At 64.0% G+C, this 18,403-nt stretch carries 18 protein-coding genes, 1 tRNA gene and 1 pseudogene; 10 read left to right on the forward strand and 10 right to left on the reverse strand.

All coding sequences use genetic code 11. From position 1 onward, the window contains the following. Positions 1-111: 111 nt before the first annotated feature. From NKI49_RS14530 to NKI49_RS14555, 6 genes and pseudogenes are all read left to right on the forward strand, one after another. Positions 112-498 (forward strand): SET domain-containing protein, encoded by a 387-nt coding sequence (locus tag NKI49_RS14530; protein WP_502899520.1) that lies wholly within the window; start codon positions 112-114, stop codon positions 496-498. Positions 499-815: 317 nt separating this feature from the next. Next, on the forward strand, positions 816-1,082 hold the full coding sequence (gene rpsU / locus NKI49_RS14535) for a 30S ribosomal protein S21 (RefSeq protein WP_010911429.1): 267 nt from the start codon (positions 816-818) through the stop codon (positions 1,080-1,082). A 143-nt stretch (positions 1,083-1,225) separates the two neighbouring features. Beyond that, complete coding sequence (locus tag NKI49_RS14540; RefSeq protein WP_352602178.1) at positions 1,226-2,068, forward strand: tetratricopeptide repeat protein; 843 nt, start codon at positions 1,226-1,228, stop codon at positions 2,066-2,068. A gap of 305 nt (positions 2,069-2,373) precedes the next feature. After that, positions 2,374-2,850: a DUF992 domain-containing protein gene (locus NKI49_RS14545; RefSeq protein WP_352602180.1), complete on the forward strand. Its 477-nt coding sequence runs from the start codon at positions 2,374-2,376 to the stop codon at positions 2,848-2,850. Between the two features lie 213 nt (positions 2,851-3,063). Then, positions 3,064-3,351, forward strand: a pseudogene (locus NKI49_RS14550) (GIY-YIG nuclease family protein). 302 nt (positions 3,352-3,653) lie between these two features. Continuing rightward, positions 3,654-5,090: an MFS transporter gene (locus NKI49_RS14555; protein ID WP_352602182.1), complete on the forward strand. Its 1,437-nt coding sequence runs from the start codon at positions 3,654-3,656 to the stop codon at positions 5,088-5,090. A gap of 34 nt (positions 5,091-5,124) precedes the next feature. Here NKI49_RS14555 and NKI49_RS14560 read toward each other — a convergent pair whose 3' ends face one another. The 9 genes from NKI49_RS14560 to NKI49_RS14600 all read right to left on the reverse strand — a co-directional run bounded on the left by NKI49_RS14560 (position 5,125) and on the right by NKI49_RS14600 (position 14,645). Further along, a complete protein-coding gene (locus NKI49_RS14560) occupies positions 5,125-5,814 on the reverse strand; it encodes a response regulator transcription factor (RefSeq protein ID WP_352602184.1) in 690 nt (229 codons plus the stop codon). Beyond that, a complete protein-coding gene (locus tag NKI49_RS14565; protein WP_352602186.1) occupies positions 5,814-8,537 on the reverse strand; it encodes a DUF4118 domain-containing protein in 2,724 nt (907 codons plus the stop codon). The genes NKI49_RS14560 and NKI49_RS14565 overlap by 1 nt, the downstream gene beginning before the upstream one ends. A 57-nt stretch (positions 8,538-8,594) precedes the next feature. Beyond that, the gene (gene kdpC, locus NKI49_RS14570; protein WP_352602188.1) at positions 8,595-9,158 is read right to left on the reverse strand and encodes a potassium-transporting ATPase subunit KdpC; all 564 of its coding nucleotides are present in this window, start codon (positions 9,156-9,158) and stop codon (positions 8,595-8,597) included. Between the two features lie 11 nt (positions 9,159-9,169). After that, positions 9,170-11,263 (reverse strand): potassium-transporting ATPase subunit KdpB, encoded by a 2,094-nt coding sequence (gene kdpB, locus NKI49_RS14575; RefSeq protein ID WP_352602190.1) that lies wholly within the window; start codon positions 11,261-11,263, stop codon positions 9,170-9,172. Beyond that, the gene (locus NKI49_RS14580; protein ID WP_352602192.1) at positions 11,260-11,454 is read right to left on the reverse strand and encodes a hypothetical protein; all 195 of its coding nucleotides are present in this window, start codon (positions 11,452-11,454) and stop codon (positions 11,260-11,262) included. Before NKI49_RS14580 ends, kdpB begins: the two co-directional genes overlap by 4 nt. Positions 11,455-11,476: 22 nt before the next feature. Beyond that, positions 11,477-13,180, reverse strand: coding sequence for a potassium-transporting ATPase subunit KdpA (kdpA, locus tag NKI49_RS14585; RefSeq protein ID WP_352602194.1), 1,704 nt, complete (start codon positions 13,178-13,180; stop codon positions 11,477-11,479). Positions 13,181-13,200: 20 nt separating this feature from the next. After that, entirely contained in the window at positions 13,201-13,290 is a 90-nt protein-coding gene (kdpF, locus tag NKI49_RS14590) for a K(+)-transporting ATPase subunit F (RefSeq protein ID WP_032919213.1), read from the reverse strand. An 888-nt stretch (positions 13,291-14,178) separates the two neighbouring features. Then, positions 14,179-14,403 carry an alkylphosphonate utilization protein gene (locus NKI49_RS14595; protein ID WP_027024084.1) on the reverse strand — a complete coding sequence of 75 codons (225 nt, stop codon included), beginning with the start codon at positions 14,401-14,403 and terminating at the stop codon, positions 14,179-14,181. 152 nt (positions 14,404-14,555) lie between these two features. Beyond that, positions 14,556-14,645, reverse strand: a tRNA-Ser gene (locus tag NKI49_RS14600). 369 nt (positions 14,646-15,014) lie between these two features. Between NKI49_RS14600 and NKI49_RS14605 the strand changes: the two genes are divergently transcribed. The 4 genes from NKI49_RS14605 to NKI49_RS14620 all read left to right on the forward strand — a co-directional run bounded on the left by NKI49_RS14605 (position 15,015) and on the right by NKI49_RS14620 (position 17,991). Next, positions 15,015-15,734, forward strand: a complete 720-nt coding sequence (locus NKI49_RS14605) for a hypothetical protein (RefSeq protein ID WP_352602197.1) — start codon at positions 15,015-15,017, stop codon at positions 15,732-15,734. 112 nt (positions 15,735-15,846) lie between these two features. After that, complete coding sequence (locus tag NKI49_RS14610) at positions 15,847-16,170, forward strand: hypothetical protein (protein WP_352602199.1); 324 nt, start codon at positions 15,847-15,849, stop codon at positions 16,168-16,170. A 260-nt stretch (positions 16,171-16,430) separates the two neighbouring features. Then, complete coding sequence (locus tag NKI49_RS14615) at positions 16,431-17,420, forward strand: BMP family lipoprotein (RefSeq protein ID WP_352602201.1); 990 nt, start codon at positions 16,431-16,433, stop codon at positions 17,418-17,420. 130 nt (positions 17,421-17,550) lie between these two features. Continuing rightward, complete coding sequence (locus NKI49_RS14620) at positions 17,551-17,991, forward strand: GNAT family N-acetyltransferase (RefSeq protein WP_352602203.1); 441 nt, start codon at positions 17,551-17,553, stop codon at positions 17,989-17,991. Here NKI49_RS14620 and NKI49_RS14625 read toward each other — a convergent pair. Beyond that, the gene (locus NKI49_RS14625) at positions 17,986-18,378 is read right to left on the reverse strand and encodes a hypothetical protein (protein WP_352602205.1); all 393 of its coding nucleotides are present in this window, start codon (positions 18,376-18,378) and stop codon (positions 17,986-17,988) included. The two genes, NKI49_RS14620 and NKI49_RS14625, sit on opposite strands and share 6 nt — an antisense overlap. Positions 18,379-18,403 lie beyond the last annotated feature (25 nt).

An 18,403-nucleotide genomic window follows, 5' to 3' on the forward strand; every position in this document is an offset into this window, starting at 1 on the left:
GGGGTTTGGCGGCCGGTAGACATGTTCGCCGCCGCAGGGAGGGACAGCCGCTCTTGCTTTTTGCGCGGGATTTGGCGATTGCGTTTCCTGTCAAACGCAGGTCTTGGAAACATGATGCTGATCCGAACCTATGTCGCTGCGAGCGCTATCGAGGGCGTCGGCGTGTTTGCCGCCGAGCCGATCGGGAAGGGCGCCTCGATCTGGCGGCTCGACCCCGATTTCGACCGGCTGATCCCGATGGACGAATACCAGGCGGCGCCCCCGCATCTCAGGGAATTGCTCGACCGCTATGCCTATCCAAGCCCGGACCGTCCAGGCTTCATGGTCTATGAGGTCGACAATGGCCGCTTCATGAACCATGCCGCGACGCCGAACACCGATTTTTCGCATTATGGTGGCGCGATCGCGACCCGCGACATCGCCGTGGGCGAGGAGATCACCTGCGACTATGGCGAGTTCTTCGAGGATTTCGAGCGGCTGCATCTGGCAACCGCATAGGATTTGGCCAAGGGAGCAAGGCAAGCCGGCCCCAGGCCACCGCCCGGATCATTCGCCCCGGATTTCGCTCGACAAGTAAGGGCCGCTATGCTATTATTTTGGGGATGGTGCTGTTTTGCGCCTGGGGCCCGCCGCCAAGGCGGGTTTTTTATTTCGGTTCGATGCCCTTCTCCATTCGGCCATTCTTCATTTCCACTGTGGACAGCGCGGCCTGATTCTGCTATCAGCCGCCCCAATTCGTGGTGTAGAGCGCCGCGGGGGCAAGCGTCTATGGTCCGCTTGCCTGTTGATATCAAACCCGAAAGACAGGATTGCCCGTGCAGGTACTCGTCCGCGACAACAACGTTGATCAGGCGCTTCGCGCGCTCAAGAAGAAGATGCAGCGCGAAGGCATTTTCCGCGAAATGAAGATGCGCGGCCACTACGAGAAGCCTTCCGAGAAGCGCGCCCGCGAAAAGGCGGAAGCCGTGCGCCGCGCCCGCAAGCTGGCCCGCAAGCGCGCCCAGCGCGAAGGCCTGCTGCCGATGACGCCGCGTCCGGTGGCTGCCGGCGGTGCCGCCGGTGCAGCGCGTCCGCCGCGCTGATTTACGCCAATATTTCGTCCTTTTCGAAGGATAGCTAAGGTGGCGCGATGCGGAATCGCCGCCACCTTTTTGTTTTGACTTTGACCCGGCCCGGAGGGGGATCCGGGCCTGAATGACGCGGCGCAAGTGAGGACAGGGCAGACATGAACGCAATCAGCGTGGAGCGCGGAGCCGCATTGCGTGGTTTTGCCCTTACAGCCGCCCTGCTTTCCGGACTGCTGCTTGCCGGCTGCCAGACATCAGGCCCTACCGGCGAGTTCAACAACATCGACAAGGCGCAAGGGTCGAGCGAGAACATCGCCTCGCTGTCGGCGGTCATCCAGCGCAGCCCCCAGGATCCCGAAGCCTACAATGTGCGCGGCTCGGCCTATGGCCGCGGCGGCCAGTACCAGGCGGCGCTCAAGGACTTCAACCAGGCCATCCAGCTCAACCCGAATTTCTACCAGGCCTACTCGAACCGCGCCCTCATCCAACGCTTCCTCGGCAACCAGGAAGCCGCTCTCGCGGACTATAATCGTTCGATCCAGATCAACGGCAATTACGATGCCGCCTATATCGGCCGCGGCAATCTCTACCGCAAGGCGGGCCGCACCCAGGATGCCTTCAACGATTTCCAGAAGGCGATCCAGCTCGACACCACTGACGCCCGCGCCTACCACAATCGCGGCCTGATCTATCAGAGCCAGGGCCAGCACAAGTTCGCCATCGAGGATTTCTCGACCGCCATCTCGCTGGCGCCCGATGCCGCCGAGCCCTACAACGGCCGCGGCCTCTCCTACCTGGCGACGGGCGACGAGGACAACGCCTTCTCCGACTTCAATATGGCCATCAAGCTCGACGGCAGGAATGCCGAGGCCTGGGCCAACCAGGCGCTGATCTACGAGCGCCGCGGCGACAAGGCCAAGGCGGCGAAAGCCTATCACGAAGCCGTGCGCCTGAATCCCACCTACCAGCCGGCCAAGGACGGCCTCGCCCGCGTCAGCTGACATCGGCATTCGTTCGGCCAGGGAATCCCGGGAAAGCCACGGGACGGTTTTCCGTCCGGAATTTGCGTCGAACAAGAGATAGGGCGCGTCGGCGTTTCATGGAACCGCGGACGCGCTCCAAGCGCCGCGGCGTCCTCTGCGTGTCCAAGGCGACCCGCGCTGTTGCAGACCGGCATCCCCGCGGCAACCGCGCGTTAACCCCGGCGGCAGGCTCTCGACACTTGCCTTGTTCGCGCCAAGTTTTCAGCGGAACGGTCTGGCCACCCAAGCCGTTACTTTGAAGCAATTCGCGAAAGGACCCTCCCATGATCAAGAAACTCGCCTGCGCCGCTGCCCTCATCACGACGGCATTCGTCGCCGCTCCGGCCAGCGCCGGCAAGCTGCAGCTGGGCACCCTCGACTGCACCATCGATGGCGGCACCGCCTATATCGTGACCTCCAACAAGGGCGTGTCCTGCGTCTTCCGCCCCTCTCATCATGGACCGTCCGAGGTTTACACCGGCGTCATCTCCAAGCTTGGCGTCGATGTCGGCAAGACCCATCAGGGCCAGTTGGTCTGGGCCGTGCTGGCGGCAACCCGCGATCGCGATGCGGGCGATCTCGCCGGCAGCTATTACGGCGTCAATGCCGAGGCGAGCATCGTGACCGGCGGCGGCGCCAACCTGCTGGTCGGCGGCTTTGACAGCGCCTTCATGCTGGAGCCGCTCAGCGTCCAGGCGCAGACCGGCGTCAACCTCGCGGTCGCCGTGACCTCGCTCGAACTGATCCACTCGCTCAAGTAGATCCATGGAGCCTTGCGCTCCACGACCCCTCTCCCTGCGGCGCGGAAGCCGGACAGATACCCATTGTCGAGGAGTGCAGCGAAACGGATTCCGCACCGTAGCAGCGCTCTGAAGCGACGCGGCGCAGACCCTAGGATCCATGCCGCGACGCCTGCCGAGAAATGCAGCGGATGAGGGATAGTCGGCGCTCCGATTGCCCGTTATGGTTGAGGCGTGACCGGCTATGTCTACATAAGTGCGAGTCAGAAGCGCGGCACCCTCTATATCGGCGTCACCAACGATCTCGGCCGCCGCATGCCTGAGCACACGTCCGGCCAAGGCTCCCGTTTCACCAGCCGCTACGGCGTGCAGCGGCTGGTCTGGTACGAGGAATATTTTGACATCACTGATGCGATCCAACGCGAGAAATCGCTGAAGCGTTAGCCCCGTCAGTGGAAGATCGAACTGATCGAGAAAACCAACCCGGAATGGTTCGAACTCTTTCGCGAGACTGGGTGGTAGTGCGCCGTTCCGGATCGCCGTGATCGTCGCGAAAGTCGCGGCAGGATCCTCGAGTCGGCGCCGCGTCGCTGCGCTCCTTGCTCCGCCCTAGGATGACGAAGGCCTTAGGCCAACTCGAACAGTAAAAATCGCTTGAGCTCAAGCCTGGTTGAGGTTCTACAAACCCGTCCCGGCCGAGCAGCAAGCCCGGTCGGGCGCAAAAGGCGCTCTGGCGCTCTTGATCGCGCATGGTCCTGCCGGAAGCCCAAACTGGCTCCTGGCGCAATGCGCTTGCATCAGGATATGAAATTCGAGGGATCGAAATGACCGGCATCAGGACAAACAGGGTCGACTGGCGCGCATTGTGGGCAAGCGGCGATCTGGCCCGCTTCTGCTTTGTCAGCCTTGGCATCCTGCTGCACGCCACCAACGAAACGATGGTTGCGACGGTGATGCCCGCCATGGTCGGCGAACTGGCCGGCGTCCAGCTCGTCGGCTGGTCGCTGGCGATCTACGAGCTCGGCGCCATCGTCGCTGGCGCTGCCGCCGGACGGCTGGTTAGCTACGTCGCGCTGCGCACCAACATGATGGTCGCCGCCCTGCTTTACGCGGCCGGCGCGCTGATCTGCGCCACTTCGCCTTCCATGCAATTGTTCCTCGCCGGCCGCCTGATCGAGGGGCTTGGCGGCGGCGCGCTGGTGTCGCTGGCCTTCGTCTCGGTCGAACGGCTGTTTGCGCGCGCCATCTGGCCGCAGCTTTTCGGCATCATGTCGGCGATCTGGGGCGTCGCCGCGTTCAGCGGCCCGATGCTGGGCGCGATCATGACCGAGCTCCTGTCGTGGCGCTGGGCCTTCGGCATCTTCACTTTCGGGGGCACCGTCATGGCGCTGGCAAGCTTCATCGTGCTCGACACGCCGGAGGCGACGAGGCCCAGCACGAACGCCGGCAAGGCTCCGCCCTTCCCGTTCATCGCGCTTGGCTGCCTTGCCGTCGCCGTGGTGCTGATCGCCTCGGCCGGCGTCGACATCGCCTTGCTGCGTTCCTCGCTGCTGATGGTGTTCGGTCTGGTCGGCCTGGTGCTGTTCTTCCACATCGACGCGCTGAAACCGCGCTCCCGGCTTTTCCCGGCGCGGCTGTTCTCGTGGCGCACGCCGGTCGGCGCCGGGATGACCATGGTCGCCGCCTTTTCGGTGGCGACCTGTTCCTTCGGTCTCTACGGACCGCTGCTGCTGACCAGCCTGCACGACATTCCGCTCATGACCACCGGCTACATCATCGCCGCCGAATCGATCGCCTGGTCGATCCTGTCCATTCTTGTCGCCAACGCCCCGCCGCAACGCGAGCGGCTGATCATTGTCTGTGGCGCGCTGATGATCGCTGCCGGTATCGCCGGCTTCGCTTATACGATACCACTGGGTTCCATTCCGCTGATCCTGGTATGCGCCCTGTTGCAGGGAGGCGGCTTCGGCATCGCCTGGCCGTTCCTGACGCGCGTCATCGTCGCCTCCGCGCCTGAAGGCGAGCAGACCATCGCCTCGGCCGCGGTGCCGACCATGCAGCGCATCGGCTATGCGGTGGGTGCCGCACTCGCCGGCATCGTCGCCAATGCCAGCGGCTTTTCGCAAGGCTTGGACCACGACGCCGCCGCCAATGTCGCGAGCTGGCTGTTCCTCGCCTTCGTCCCGCTCGGGCTTCTCGGCTGCCTGGCCGCCCTGCGTGCCTCGGCAGCCGTAAACCGGCCATTGCAAGCGATCGGCTAGAGCAATTCCAGGAAGGTTCGGGCGAGTGAGCGTTTCACTCGACGCGCAGGCGATAGCCGACACCTGTCTCGGTGGTGATGTAGCGCGGCTGGTCGGGGGTGTTCTCGATCTTCTGCCTAAGCTGCCGGACATAGACCCTGAGATACTGCACGTCCGTCGTATCGTCCCAGATCTGCTTCAGCATAAAATGGTGGGTCAGCACCTTGCCGGCGTGCTGCACGAGGATGCGCAGAATGTCGTATTCCTTCGGCGAGAGCTTTATCTCCCTGCCCTCGACCTTGACGATGCGCTTGACCAGGTCGACCGAAAGCTCGCCGGTCTGGAAAACAGGCTTCTCGCCCTGTTGCTGGAACTTGTGCCGCAGCGCCACGCGAATGCGCGCCACCAGCTCGTTCATGCCGAACGGCTTGGTGACGTAATCGTCGGCGCCGAGTTCGAGCGCGTTGACGATACCGGCCTCGTCGGTGCGGCTGGAAAGGATCACCACCGGGACGTCGAGGCCGTCGTCGCGCCATTTGCGCAGCAATTCATGGCCGCTCATGCCGGGCAGGCCGAGATCGAGCAGCACGAGATCCGGCCCTTCCGCTTCCATCAGCTCGATCGCCACTTTGGCGTTCGGCGCCTCGCTGACCGCGTAGCCCTGGCTGCCGAGGCCGACCCGCAGCAGCTTGCGGATCGGCGGCTCGTCGTCGACGACCAATATCCTGACGTTCGAGTTGGTCATCAAGGCTGATCCGCACTGGGCTCGCGATTGCCGACTTCAGGTAATTCTCCTGGCACCGGCATCCGGATGGTGAATGTGGCACCGGAGCGGTCAGTCCGGTTGGCGGCCGAGATCGTGCCGCCCATCGCCTCGATGAAGCCGCGGCAGATCGACAGGCCGAGCCCTGTGCCGGCGCGCACCTGATCGCCCTTGCGGACCCGGTAAAAGGTGTCGAACACGCGTTCCAGGTCCTGCGCCGGGATGCCCGGCCCCTCATCCATGACTTGCAGGAAGACGGACCCGTTGTCGGTCCACCCCTGTATGCGGATCGTCGAGCCCGGCGGCGAATATTTCGACGCGTTGTCCAGAAGGTTGAACAGCACCTGCTCGAACAATACGGGATCAAGCCTCACCATCGGCAGGTCGGGCGCAATATCGATCTCGGTCTTGTGCTCGCTGGTAATCTTGCGGGCACGGGCGAGCGCGGTGCCGACGATATCGCCGACATAGTGGAAGGCGTGGTTCGGCTCCATTGCGCCGGATTCGATCTTGGTCATGTCGAGCAGATTGGCGATGAAGCGGTTCAGCCGTTCCGATTCGTCGACCACCGTAGACAAAAGCTCCGCCCTGTCCTGTTCGGGGAGCGCCGGTGCGAATTCCCTGAGCGTGCCGGCTGCCCCCATGATGGCCGAGAGCGGGGTTTTCAGGTCGTGCGAAATGGACGTCAGCAACGCCGAGCGCAGCCGGTCGGCTTCGGCGGCGAGCTTGGCGCGGTCGACATCGGCGACGAGCTGGATGCGTTCGATCGCCACCGCGGCCTGGTCGGCCAGCGCATCGAGAAGACGCTGCTGCTCGGGTGTCAGCAGCGGACCTTGCTTGTCATTGTCGAGGCCGATCACGCCGACCGCCGTGCGCCCGGTCCGTAGGGGAAGATAGAGCCGTTTTGCTCCGGGCAGCGTATCGGCGCCACGGCCGGCGGCGCGGTCGTGCTCCCAGGCCCAGCGGGCGGCGGCGATGTCGGCCTCGGCCAGCGTGTCGTCGGGCGGATAGCCGGCCTTGACGGTGATCGTGCCGTCTTCGGGCAGGAGCAGCACCACGCGCAGCTTCAGCATCGAGGCTATCTGGAAGGCGGTGGCCCACAGAATATCGTCGAGCGTGCCGGCGCCGGCTAGCTTCTTGGAAAACAGATAGATGTCTTCCGTGGCCTTTGCCCGCGAGCGCGCGGCCGCGGCCTGGCGCTGCACGCGCGCCGTCAGATTGCTGGCGATGATGGCGACGACCAGGAAGACCGCGAATGCGACGATGCTCTCGGGGTCCCTGATCGTCAGCGTATAGCGCGGTTCGAGGAAGAAATAGTTGAAGACAAGTGCGCTCAGGAAACACGCATACAGCGCTGGCCAGAGCCCGAAGGTCACCGCCGATGTCAGCACCGCCAGCAAGAGAACGATCGCGAGATTGCGGACGTCGAGAAACTGGTCGAGAACCGTGCCGACCGCCAATGAGCCCGCTACATAGGCCGTGGCGAACAGATAGGGCCAGATCTGAAACTGCCCCTGTTCTGCCGCCGCGCTGACCCTCCTCGAGGACGCCTCGGCATTGCGCGCGGTTCCCGAAATGACATGGACGCTGATGTCGCCGGCATTGCGGATCAGATCATAGGTGAGCGAACCCTCGATCAATTCCCGCCAGCGCGACCGGGTCGGCCTGCCGACCACGATGTGGGTAAAGTTGTTCGCGGTCGCGTGGCGTACGATGTCCTGCGCCACGCTTTGGCCCGGAATGGTCGTCACCTCGGCGCCGAGCTGTTCGGCGAGGCGCAGATTTGTCGCCAGCCGGTCCTTGTCCGCCTCGGACATCGCGGCCGCGCGCGGCGTATCGACGTGAAGCGCCGTCCACGGCGCCCGCAGCCGGTCGGCCAGCCGGCGCGCATAGCGCACGCGGGCCGCCCCGCCCGGACGCGCATCGAGGCAGACGAGCACCCTTTCCCCGGCCGCCCAGGGGCCCTGGATGGCATGGGATCGCATGTGGTTGAGCAACTGCTCGTCGACACGCTGCGCGGTACGGCGCAGCGCCAACTCCCTCAGCGCCGTCAGATTGCCGGGCGAGAAATAATTCTCAATCGCGCGCTGTGCGGTGTTGGGAAAATAGACCTTGCCTTCCTCGAGCCGCTTGATCAGGTCGTCGGGCGTCAGGTCGATGATTTCGACATCGTCGGCCTGGTCGATGAGGGAATCGGGAACGGTCTCGCGGACCCTGACGCGCGTGATCTGGGCGACGACGTCGTTGAGGCTCTCGACGTGCTGGATGTTGAGCGTCGTGTAGACGTCGATCCCTTGCGCCATAATCTCCTGGACGTCGAGGTAGCGCTTGGGATGGCGGCTACCGGGCGCATTGGTGTGGGCGAGTTCGTCGACGAGGACCAGCGCAGGACGCCGCGCGAGGATGGCGTCGATATCCATCTCCTCGAGCACGCGGCCCCTGTATTCGACCTGGCGGCGGGGAATGACCTCATAGCCCTCGACCAGCGCCAGCGTCTCCTTGCGGCCGTGTGTCTCGACGACGCCGATCACGACGTCGATGCCGTCGGCCAGGCGGGCACGGCCCGACATCAGCATCTCGTATGTCTTGCCGACGCCGGGCGCGGCACCGAGGAATATCCGCAGACGGCCGCGCCCTTCCCGCCCGGCATGCTCGAGCAGCGCGTCGGGGGAAGGTCTGTTTTCGGTGCTTCTGTCGTCCGGCATCGGGTTCGATCATGAATGGCGCCGGGGACACTGTCGATCCCCGGTTCCCGCCATTCGCTATTTGGCGGTGTCCAGGGCAAGGTTGAGGGCGAGCACATTGACCACCGGTTCTCCCATGAAGCCCAACTCCCTGTCTTCGACCTGGCCGTCGACAAGCGCCTTGATGCGGGCTTCGTCGATGCCCCTCGCCCTGGCCACCCGGGCGATCTGGAAATAGGCCGCGTCGGGGCTGATATCGGGATCGAGGCCGCTGCCCGATGTCGTCACGAGGTCCATCGGCACAGGCTGGTTCGGATTCTCCGCCTTCAGCCTTTCGGCGTCGCCCTTGATGCGATCGATGAGTTTCGGGTTGGTCGGACCGAGATTGGAACCGCCGGAGGCACCGGCGTCATAGCCGTTTCCGGCGGCCGAAGGCCTGCCATGGAAATACTTGTCGCTGGCGAAGACCTGGCCGATCAGTTCGGAGCCGATCACCTTGCCGTCCTTCTCGACGAGGCTGCCATTGGCTTGCCGGGGGAACAAGGCCTGGGCGATGCCGGTCATGCCCAGGGGATAGACGAGGCCGGTCAGTATGGTGAAGAAGACAATCATGACGATCGCGGGTCTGATTTGCTTGAGCATCGGAACGATCCTTATGCGAGGCCGAGGGCCGTGACGGCCATGTCGATTATCTTGATGCCGACGAAGGGCACGACGATGCCGCCGAGGCCGTAAACGAGGAGGTTGCGGCTGAGCAGCGCGCCGGCGCCGATCGCCCGGTATTTGACGCCGCGCAGCGACAGCGGGATCAGCGCGATGATGATCAGCGCGTTGAAGATGATGGCCGACAGGATGGCGCTCTGCGGCGTTGCCAGATGCATGATGTTGAGCGCCTGCAGCGGACCGGTGGTCTGGCCGGGCGCGACATAGAAGACGGCGAACATGGCCGGGATGATGGCGAAATACTTGGCCACGTCGTTGGCGATGGAGAAGGTGGTCAGCGAACCGCGCGTCATCAGCAGCGCCTTGCCGATCTCGACGATCTCGATCAGCTTGGTCGGATCGCTGTCGAGGTCGACCATGTTGCCGGCCTCGCGGGCGGCGACCGTGCCGGTGTTCATGGCGACGCCGACATCGGCCTGCGCAAGGGCGGGGGCATCATTGGTGCCGTCGCCGCACATGGCGACCAGCTTGCCCTTGGCCTGCTCGTCGCGGATCAGCTTCAGCTTGTCCTCGGGCGTCGCCTGGGCGAGGAAATCGTCGACGCCGGCTTCGGCGGCGATGGCTGCCGCCGTCATAGGGTTGTCGCCGGTGATCATCACGGTGCGGATCCCCATGCCGCGCAGTTCGGCGAAGCGCTCCCTGATGCCGCCCTTGACGATGTCCTTGAGGTGGACGATGCCGAGCAGGCGTCCGTCCCTCTCGACCGCCAGCGGCGTGCCGCCCGACTTGGCGACCTCGTCGGCGATCGCCTGCAAATCGCGCACGGTGTCGCTGCCGGGCCGCGCGCCATGGGCGGCAACGGTCGACTGGTTGACATGGGAAAGGATCGAATCGACCGCGCCCTTGCGTACCGAGGAGCCGTCCATGTCGACGCCGCTCATGCGGGTCTGCGCGGTGAAAGGCACGAAGGTCGCGTGCAACGTCGCCATGTCGCGGGCGCGGATGGCATACTTCTCCTTGGCCAGCACCACGATGGAGCGGCCTTCCGGGGTCTCGTCGGCGAGCGAGGCAAGCTGGGCCGCATCGGCCAGTTCCTGCTCGCTGACGCCCTTGACCGGGCGGAACTCGGTCGCCTGGCGATTGCCGAGCGTGATCGTGCCGGTCTTGTCGAGCAGCAGCGTGTCGACGTCGCCGGCGGCCTCGACCGCGCGGCCCGACATGGCCAGCACGTTGAAGCGCACCAAGCGGTCCATGCCGGCGATGCCGATGGCCGACAGCAGCGCACCGATCGTGGTCGGGATCAGGGTCACGAACAGGGCGACGAGCACCGTCACCGGGATGTAGCCGCCGGAATAGGAAGCAAAGCTCGGGATCGTCGCGGTGGCCAGGACGAAGATCAGCGTCATGCCTACCAGCAGGATGTTGAGCGCGATCTCGTTCGGCGTCTTCTGGCGCTCGGCTCCTTCGACCAGCGAGATCATGCGGTCGAGGAACGTATGGCCGGCGGCGGCGGTGATGCGCACGCGGATCCAGTCGGACAGCACCTGCGTACCGCCGGTGACCGCCGAGCGGTCGCCGCCCGATTCGCGGATGACGGGTGCGGATTCGCCCGTGATCGCGGCCTCGTTGACCGAAGCGACGCCCTCGATCACCTCGCCGTCGGACGGGATGATGTCGCCGGCCTCGACCAGCACGACATCGCCGACCTTCAGGCTTGTGCCGGGCACCAGCTTGAACTTGCCGCGGCCCTCGCCGGTCAGGAGCTTGGCCTGGGTTTCGGTGCGTGCCTTGCGCAAGGAGTCCGCCTGCGCCTTGCCGCGCCCCTCGGCGACGGCTTCGGCGAAATTGGCGAACAGCACGGTGAACCACAGCCAGATGATGATCTGCAAGGTGAAGCGCAGATTGCCGCCGCCGGTGACGAGGTCCCTGACGAAAAGCACTGATGTCAGCGCCGAGACGGCGGCGACGACGAACATCACCGGGTTCCGGGCCAGCGTGCGCGGATCGAGTTTGCGGAAGGCGCCGCCGATGGCTGGCCACAGGATGCGGCGATCCATGATGACGGCTGATTTCGACTGGCTCATTTTGAAGCTCCGGCTTCGGTGTTGTTGGACGGCGCCGATCGATCGGATGCCGAAAGGAAATGCGGGCCATAGGCGAGCAGCCAGATCACGATCATGACCGCCGCGATGGCCAGGAATGTCGACGGGCCTGGGAAGGGAGGAGGCGTTGCCTCGCCCTCGTTCCCGGCCTTGGGCCGGACCTTGCGACGCATGCTGCCGAACCAGGACGGCCGTTCAGAAGGTCTGCCCGTGGATCGCGGCCAGATGCTCGACGATCGGCCCGACCGCCAGCGCCGGGAAGAAGGTCAGGCCGCCGACGATGACGATGACGCCGACCAGCAGGCCGACGAACAGCGGACCGTCGGTCGGGAAGGTGCCGGCCGAGGCGGGCACGGTCTTCTTCGCCGCCAGCGAACCGGCGATGGCAAGTGCCGGGATGATGACCAGGAAGCGGCCCATGAGCATGCCGAGACCCAGCGTGATGTTGTACCAGGGCGTGTTGCCGCTGAGGCCGCCGAAGGCCGAGCCGTTGTTCGCCGCCGCGGAAGTGTAGGCGTAGAGGATCTCGGAGAAGCCATGCGGCCCGCCATTGGCGATCGACGCCACGGCACTTGGCAGGACCACCGCGATGGCCGTGAAGATCAGCATCGCCAGCGGCAGGCACAGGATCGCCAGCATCGCCATCTTGACCTCCTTGGCCTCGATCTTCTTGCCCAGATATTCGGGCGTGCGGCCGACCATGAGGCCGGCGACGAAGACGGCGATCAGGATGAACATCAGGATGCCGTAGAACCCGGCGCCGACGCCGCCGACGATGACCTCGCCGAGTTGCATGTTGATGAGCGGGATCATGCCGCCGAGCGCGGTGAAGCTGTCATGCATGGCGTTGACCGCGCCGCAGGAGGCCGCAGTGGTGATCACCGCGAACAGCGCCGAGAGCGCTATGCCGAAGCGGGTCTCCTTGCCTTCCATGTTGCCGCCGCCGATGCCCAGCGCATGGACCAGCGGATTGCCCGCGGCTTCCGCCCAGTAGCAGACGGCGACGCCGGCGACGAACAGCACGCCCATCGAGGCAAGGATCGCCCAGCCCTGCCGCTGGTTGCCGACCATGCGGCCGAAGACGTTGGTCAGCGCCGCGCCCAGGGCGAAGATCGTCACCATCTGGATCAGGTTGGAGATGGCGTCGGGGTTCTCGAACGGATGCGCGGCATTGGCATTGAAGAACCCGCCGCCATTGGTGCCGAGCATCTTGACGGCGACCTGCGAGGCGACCGGCCCGACGGCGATGGTCTGCCGCGCGCCTTCGAGCGTCGTGGCATCGACATAGGCGCCGAGCGTCTGCGGCATGCCGAGCCAGACATAGACGAGGGTGAGCACGATGCAGAGCGGCAAAAGCACGTAGAGCACGCAGCGTGTCATATCGACCCAGAAATTGCCGATCGACTTGCCGGAGGCGCGGGCAAAACCGCGGATCAGCGCCATGGCGATGGCGACCCCGGTGGCCGCCGACAGGAAGTTCTGCACGGTCAGCCCGGCCATCTGCACGAGGTAGGACATCGTGCTTTCGCCGCCGTAGTTCTGCCAGTTGGTGTTGGTCATGAAGCTGGCGGCGGTGTTGAAGGCGAGCCCCGGTTCGACAGCGCCCATGCCGGCCGGATTATAGGGCAGGCTGCCTTGCAGGCGCTGCAGCACATAGAGCATGAGGAACCCGGCAAGGTTGAACAGCAGCAAGGCCGCCGCATAGGCTGTCCAGTGCTGCTCCTCGCGCTCGCTGGTTCCGCAAATGCGATAGAGCCCGCGCTCGAGCGGGCCGAGAACAGGCGAAAGCGATGTGCGATCGCCGTTGAAGACGCGGTACATGTAGCCGCCAAGCGGCTTCACCAGCAAAACGACGATCCCGCAAAAGACCAGGATCTGTATCCAACCGTTCAATGTCATGGCCGTGGCTTTCCGTGCCTTCAGAAGCGTTCTGGACGAATGAGCGCGTAGGTCAGGTAGGCGAGCAGGAACAACGTCACGCCACCACCGAGGATGTAATCGAAAAGCATAGTCCGATCCTTCAGATCAAATTCTGTCGCAGGTTTTGACGTAGGCGAAGGACAAGGCGAAAAACAAAGTGCCTATTCCCAGAACAATGACGTCCATTGGTGTTGTTCCTTATGTGGGTTTGTACTTGGCACCTTGACCGAAAGGTCCGCGATACCTCGAAACGATCCATCGCGTTCTCATCGCAAGGCGCCAAAACGTTCGTCCGGGACGTTATATGGACCCGATCGCCATAAAGTTTCGAGACGGCGCGAGCGGCAAAGAAATAGGAATCTTATAAGGATTTCGGCGGAATGGATTTGAAATGATGAACGCGCCCCGGCGCTCCAGCGCCTGCAATTTAGCCGCCGCTTGACAAAGAGCGCACAAGCGATGACTCTGCTGGGATCTGAGCAAAAAGGGGGATTTCAGATGAGAAAGACTTACGAAAAGCCGATTTTGGTGAAGCGCGAGAAATTGTCCGCCGTCACGGCTCTCTGCGCGCCATCCACCTGCGTTCCATAAGTCGGCTATCGCGCCGTGATCATCCGCCGCTGAGAGGCGGCGCGGTTTTTTATTAGCGCCGCGTGCGATTGCTGGTGTTTGCCCTCCGGACGATGTTCGTCCTGGGGGTGTTTGTTGTTGCCCGCGAGCAGGGTCGGCGTAAAGACCAGCGCACTGGTTTCAGCGGCTTTGTGAAACCGATGGTGGGCAGTGCGGCATTGAAGTGAAGCGCGCGGTCTTGATCGTTTTCGTTCGCTGCTGCCTGGTCAAGCCCTGACGCGGGCAAGAAACGCTTCCGTGATCATCGCGAATCGGTCCGGATCGTCGAATGCACGGGCCGCCAACATGGCGCCGTACACACCCGCCATGTGCAGCAGCGCCATGAAGACTGCTTGCCGCCATCAACGTCACGCCTTCTTCACGAACTCGGTTTTGAGCACCAGGCCCTTCACTTGCTTGGTGTTGCATTCGATCTCGCCGGCATTGCCGTTGAGGCGAATGTTCTTCACCAACGTGCCCCGCTTGATCGTCTCCGAAGTACCTTTGACTTTAAGGTCTTTGATCAGCGTGACGGAATCGCCGTCGTTCAATTGAGCGCCATTGCTGTCGCGCACGATTACATTGTCTGGCATGCCATCTCTCGTTTTCGATTCCGGACGACGGATATTGTGGGCAAAACAGGAGAAAGTTCGAACCTGCCCTCCTGCGCTGAAGCTTCGGAGGACATCCTGTATCGTTCGAACGATCGCGGCAATCCTGCGAAGCTCGAAGAGCGAAGCAGGACTGGCGGAGAGAGCGGGATTCGAACCCGCGTTACGGTTTCCCGTAAACACACTTTCCAGGCGTGCGCCTTCAACCACTCGGCCACCTCTCCGTCCATGCATGTCGCGCCGGCCGGCTTCGCCGCGCGGGTTGGGGAGATGCATCTCCCTTGGGATGCGGAGCTTCCGCGCCATCGGCGTCGCCAACCAGCGAACACCCTTCCCCGCACCCGAGCCGTCGAAGCAACAGGCGCGGGGCTCATCTAGTCGATCCAGCGCGGAATGCCAAGCCATAATGGCGGTCCATAATGGCGGTCTATTCGCTTTGCCGGCCACACAGGCTTTCGCAAGGCCGCCGCGGCGCCCGTCCTCAGAGCGTTGCCGCCAAATGGTGTGCACAGGCAAATCCCTACGGCCGGCGCGCTTGACTTCGCACCCGGCCATCTGTCGAGTGGTGCGGAGGCTTTGCGGGGGCATCGTCCATGACATCGAACAGCGGAACGCCGGGCAATGGACAGGCACCGGCCGGGCGCGGGGATAGCGGGCTGTCCTACGTGCCGGTGGGCTGGCTGATCTTCGTCATGGCGTGGTCGGTCTATGGCCTGGCATCGGCCTGGTGGCTGGTCGGCGATTCCAGCCTGCCGGACAGTGTCTTCTATTTCCTCTCTGGCGGGCTCGTCGCCAACGTCATCACCATCCTGTGGGGCCTTTACCTGCTCGGCCTCGCCTTCGGCCGCTCGGCGCGTTTCCCGCGCCATTTCACCATGTGGCAGGTAGCCACCATCGTCTGGGTGCTGGCGAGGCAGGCCTATGTGCTCGCCGCGCCCGATTTCGTCGTCTCCGCCAGGGGCCTTGCCATCGCTGGCGCCGAGATCGCCGTCGGCGTGCTTTGCATCTACCTGCTGCGTCGCGGCTCGAGTGCTGAAACCGTCTACGCCAAGCCGCGAACCGAAGCGCCGCCGGTCTTCGTTTCGATCGTCGCCGCCTTGCTCGGCATCATTCTTGGCGCCGCCATCAGCGCCGTCGCCGGCTTCTTCGCCGGCTCGGTGATAGCCGATGTCAGCGACATGGGCTGCTTCGAAGGCGCCTGCGGTTACTTCGCCGCCTTCATCGGCCTGGCAGGGCTGGTGGCCGGCGCAATCGGCGGCGGAATTGTCGCCGTCTGGCTCGTCCACCGGCGAAAAAGCCAGCCGGTGGCATAGGCCTGGCCTCAAATTCGCGTGTCGCGATTGCGAACCAGGCACACCCATTCTATCTCTCGTCTTGAAACCGGAAGGCCCTCGGGAGGAGGACTGGCCCGGAGGAAGGTTCCTGATGTTTCGCTTCGTCTTTCGTCTGGCGGCCATGGTCGCGCTGTCGGTCTCCGTCATCATGGCGGTGCTCGACACGACGCGCACGGTCGCGGCCTCGGCACTTGTGCTGACACCGCTCAACGCCAGTTGGCTCGCCGTCTCACCGGACACGCGGGCGGCGTTCGAGACCTTTGTCCGCGCCAAGGCCGGTTCGCTTGTTTGGGACGGCATCGTCGCCTGGGTGCTCAACCAGCCCGGCTTCGCCGTCTTCGCGGTTCTCGCCTTCCTGCTCTATGCGGTCGGCTACCGGCGGCAGCGGCGCACCGGGCAATTCGCCGGAACCTGATCCGCCTCTTGAATCCATCGGGAAGGAAGGCCGCGCACCTCCGCCTGGAGCCATTCGCGCAACGATCGAGTCGTGGCGAGGTTTGCCCGCGCCATGCTTTTCCAAAAGGTCAAAATTCCGCGTGAATTTTGTTTCGGCCCGTGCCAGATTGCCCGGGAGCGGGAGGGGAATACACTCCATGCTGACGTCGCGTGCCTGCCGGTGAACCGGGCAGGCAGGCGGTGCGTAACGGAAAAAATAACCGACAGGGTGTGGATCACATGAAACGTATCGTTCTCGGCCTCCTGGCCGCAACCGCAATGGTTCTCCCGGCTTTCGCCGCGGATGTCCAGCCGGCCGTCCTCTATGATCTCGGCGGCAAGTTCGACAAATCCTTCAACGAAGCGGCCTATAACGGCGCCGAAAAGTTCAAGACCGAGACCGGCGTCCCCTATGTCGAGTTCGAGGTGTCCAACGCTTCGCAGCGCGAGCAGGCGCTGCGCCGCTTCGCCGAGGACGGCCACAACCCGATCGTCATGGCCGGCTTCGCCTGGGAGGACGCGCTGAAGAAGGTCGCGGCCGAATATACCGATCTCAACTTCGCCATCATCGACGATGCCGTCGACCTGCCCAATGTCCGCTCGCTGGTATTCAAGGAGAACGAAGGCTCTTACCTCGTCGGCATCATGGCCGCGATGGCATCGAAGTCGAAGAAGGTCTCCTTCGTCGGCGGCATGGACATCCCGCTGATCCGCAAGTTCGAATGCGGCTATGTCGGCGGTGCCAAGTCGGCTGGCGCGACCGAAGTCATCCAGAACATGACCGGCGACACGCCGGCCGCGTGGAACGATCCGGCCAAGGGCGGCGAGATCGCCAAGACGCAGATCGACCAGGGCTCCGACGTGGTTTACGCCGCGGCCGGCGGCACCGGCGTCGGTGTGCTGCAGGCGGCGGCTGATGCGGGCAAGCTCGGCATCGGCGTCGATTCCAACCAGAACGGCCTCCAGCCCGGCAAGGTGCTGACCTCGATGCTGAAGCGCGTCGACGTCGCCGTCTACACCGCCTTCATGGATGGCAAGAACGGCACCTTCAAGGGCGGCCTGCAAAATCTCGGCCTCAAGGAGGGCGGCGTCGACTACGCCATGGACGACAACAACAAGGCGCTGGTGACCGACGAGATGAAGGCCGCGGTCGAAAAGGCCAAGGCCGACATCATCGCCGGCAAGATCGAGGTGCACGACTACACCACCGACAACGCCTGCCCCTATTGATCGGCACGGACATATAGGCAAACCTGCGAACCGCCGGACGCAAGCCCGGCGGTTTTGCTTTTACGGAACCGGCGATATGCGCGCCTGCTCCGGGGAAGTTTCGGGAAGTATGCGGCCCAAAATAGAACCAATGCAGGAGCGCGATGTAGCAGCGGTCGCCCGGCTGCGCCTCGCCACCTTTTTCGAGGGGACCGGGAGGAGCTTTGAGGACGATGCGGCAGGGCTTCGTGAACTGGTCGCCGGTGACGGCTTCGAGGCGGCATTCGTGGCTCGGATCGCCGGCGCGCCGGTTGGCTCGTGCCTGCTGGTCCGCCGCGAATTGGAGCCTGCCCACAATCTGACGCCATGGCTGGCCGGGTTGGTCGTCGAGGCCGGGCATCGGGGCCAGGGGATCGGCAGCGCATTGGTCAGAGCCATCGAAACCCATGCGGCGTCGAATGGCGTGGAGACGCTCTACCTCTACACGTGGGAGGCGCGTGATTTCTACGCGGCGCTTGGCTGGAACACGGTTGAAATGGTCGGGCAGGACAGCGAAACAATGATGCTGATGTCGCGCCGGCCTCGCCTATAGCTTGCCCGCCAGATAGCCCAGCGCGAAAGCCGCGATCAGCCCGACAGCCACCACCAGGTCGCGACGGCCGCCGAGCGCATGCAGGCCGATGCCGTGCGGCTTCAAGGACAGACTGCGGATCATCGCTGGTGACGCCGTATTCTCCAGGCCAGAGGCGCGCATCTGCGGCAATTCGGCGAGGCGCTGCGTCACCAGTTCCCAATGATTGTCGCCGCCTGGTTTTTCGCCGCGATCGAAGACATGCATGCGTTCGGCGAGCTGCACCACCGCGTCGCGGAAGGCAGGATCGATCTCAAGATCGCGCTCGGCCCGTTCGCGTTCCGCGTCGTTCATCAGCCCGAGCACATAGTCGCCGGCCCGCGCGATGCGATCCCTTTCACCGGCCATGACGGACGCCCTTCCCCGTTTTTCC

It is taken from the genome of Mesorhizobium sp. M0587 (assembly GCF_040320945.1).
In the GTDB taxonomy this organism is placed as follows: Bacteria; Pseudomonadota; Alphaproteobacteria; order Rhizobiales; family Rhizobiaceae; genus Mesorhizobium.

What these genes read in the sequence shown, in the direction of transcription:
- kdpC (WP_352602188.1), bottom strand. Translation starts at nt 9,158, where the DNA reads ATGCTCAAGCAAATCAGACCCGCGATCGTCATGATTGTCTTCTTCACC.
- kdpB (WP_352602190.1), bottom strand. Translation starts at nt 11,263, where the DNA reads ATGAGCCAGTCGAAATCAGCCGTCATCATGGATCGCCGCATCCTGTGG.
- NKI49_RS14530 (WP_502899520.1), top strand. Translation starts at nt 112, where the DNA reads ATGATGCTGATCCGAACCTATGTCGCTGCGAGCGCTATCGAGGGCGTC.
- kdpF (WP_032919213.1), bottom strand. Translation starts at nt 13,290, where the DNA reads ATGCTTTTCGATTACATCCTCGGTGGTGGCGTGACGTTGTTCCTGCTC.
- NKI49_RS14580 (WP_352602192.1), bottom strand. Translation starts at nt 11,454, where the DNA reads ATGCGTCGCAAGGTCCGGCCCAAGGCCGGGAACGAGGGCGAGGCAACG.
- NKI49_RS14560 (WP_352602184.1), bottom strand. Translation starts at nt 5,814, where the DNA reads ATGACCAACTCGAACGTCAGGATATTGGTCGTCGACGACGAGCCGCCG.
- NKI49_RS14625 (WP_352602205.1), bottom strand. Translation starts at nt 18,378, where the DNA reads ATGGCCGGTGAAAGGGATCGCATCGCGCGGGCCGGCGACTATGTGCTC.
- kdpA (WP_352602194.1), bottom strand. Translation starts at nt 13,180, where the DNA reads ATGACATTGAACGGTTGGATACAGATCCTGGTCTTTTGCGGGATCGTC.
- NKI49_RS14540 (WP_352602178.1), top strand. Translation starts at nt 1,226, where the DNA reads ATGAACGCAATCAGCGTGGAGCGCGGAGCCGCATTGCGTGGTTTTGCC.
- NKI49_RS14610 (WP_352602199.1), top strand. Translation starts at nt 15,847, where the DNA reads ATGTTTCGCTTCGTCTTTCGTCTGGCGGCCATGGTCGCGCTGTCGGTC.
- NKI49_RS14620 (WP_352602203.1), top strand. Translation starts at nt 17,551, where the DNA reads ATGCAGGAGCGCGATGTAGCAGCGGTCGCCCGGCTGCGCCTCGCCACC.
- NKI49_RS14545 (WP_352602180.1), top strand. Translation starts at nt 2,374, where the DNA reads ATGATCAAGAAACTCGCCTGCGCCGCTGCCCTCATCACGACGGCATTC.
- NKI49_RS14565 (WP_352602186.1), bottom strand. Translation starts at nt 8,537, where the DNA reads ATGCCGGACGACAGAAGCACCGAAAACAGACCTTCCCCCGACGCGCTG.
- NKI49_RS14615 (WP_352602201.1), top strand. Translation starts at nt 16,431, where the DNA reads ATGAAACGTATCGTTCTCGGCCTCCTGGCCGCAACCGCAATGGTTCTC.
- NKI49_RS14555 (WP_352602182.1), top strand. Translation starts at nt 3,654, where the DNA reads ATGACCGGCATCAGGACAAACAGGGTCGACTGGCGCGCATTGTGGGCA.
- NKI49_RS14595 (WP_027024084.1), bottom strand. Translation starts at nt 14,403, where the DNA reads ATGCCAGACAATGTAATCGTGCGCGACAGCAATGGCGCTCAATTGAAC.
- NKI49_RS14605 (WP_352602197.1), top strand. Translation starts at nt 15,015, where the DNA reads ATGACATCGAACAGCGGAACGCCGGGCAATGGACAGGCACCGGCCGGG.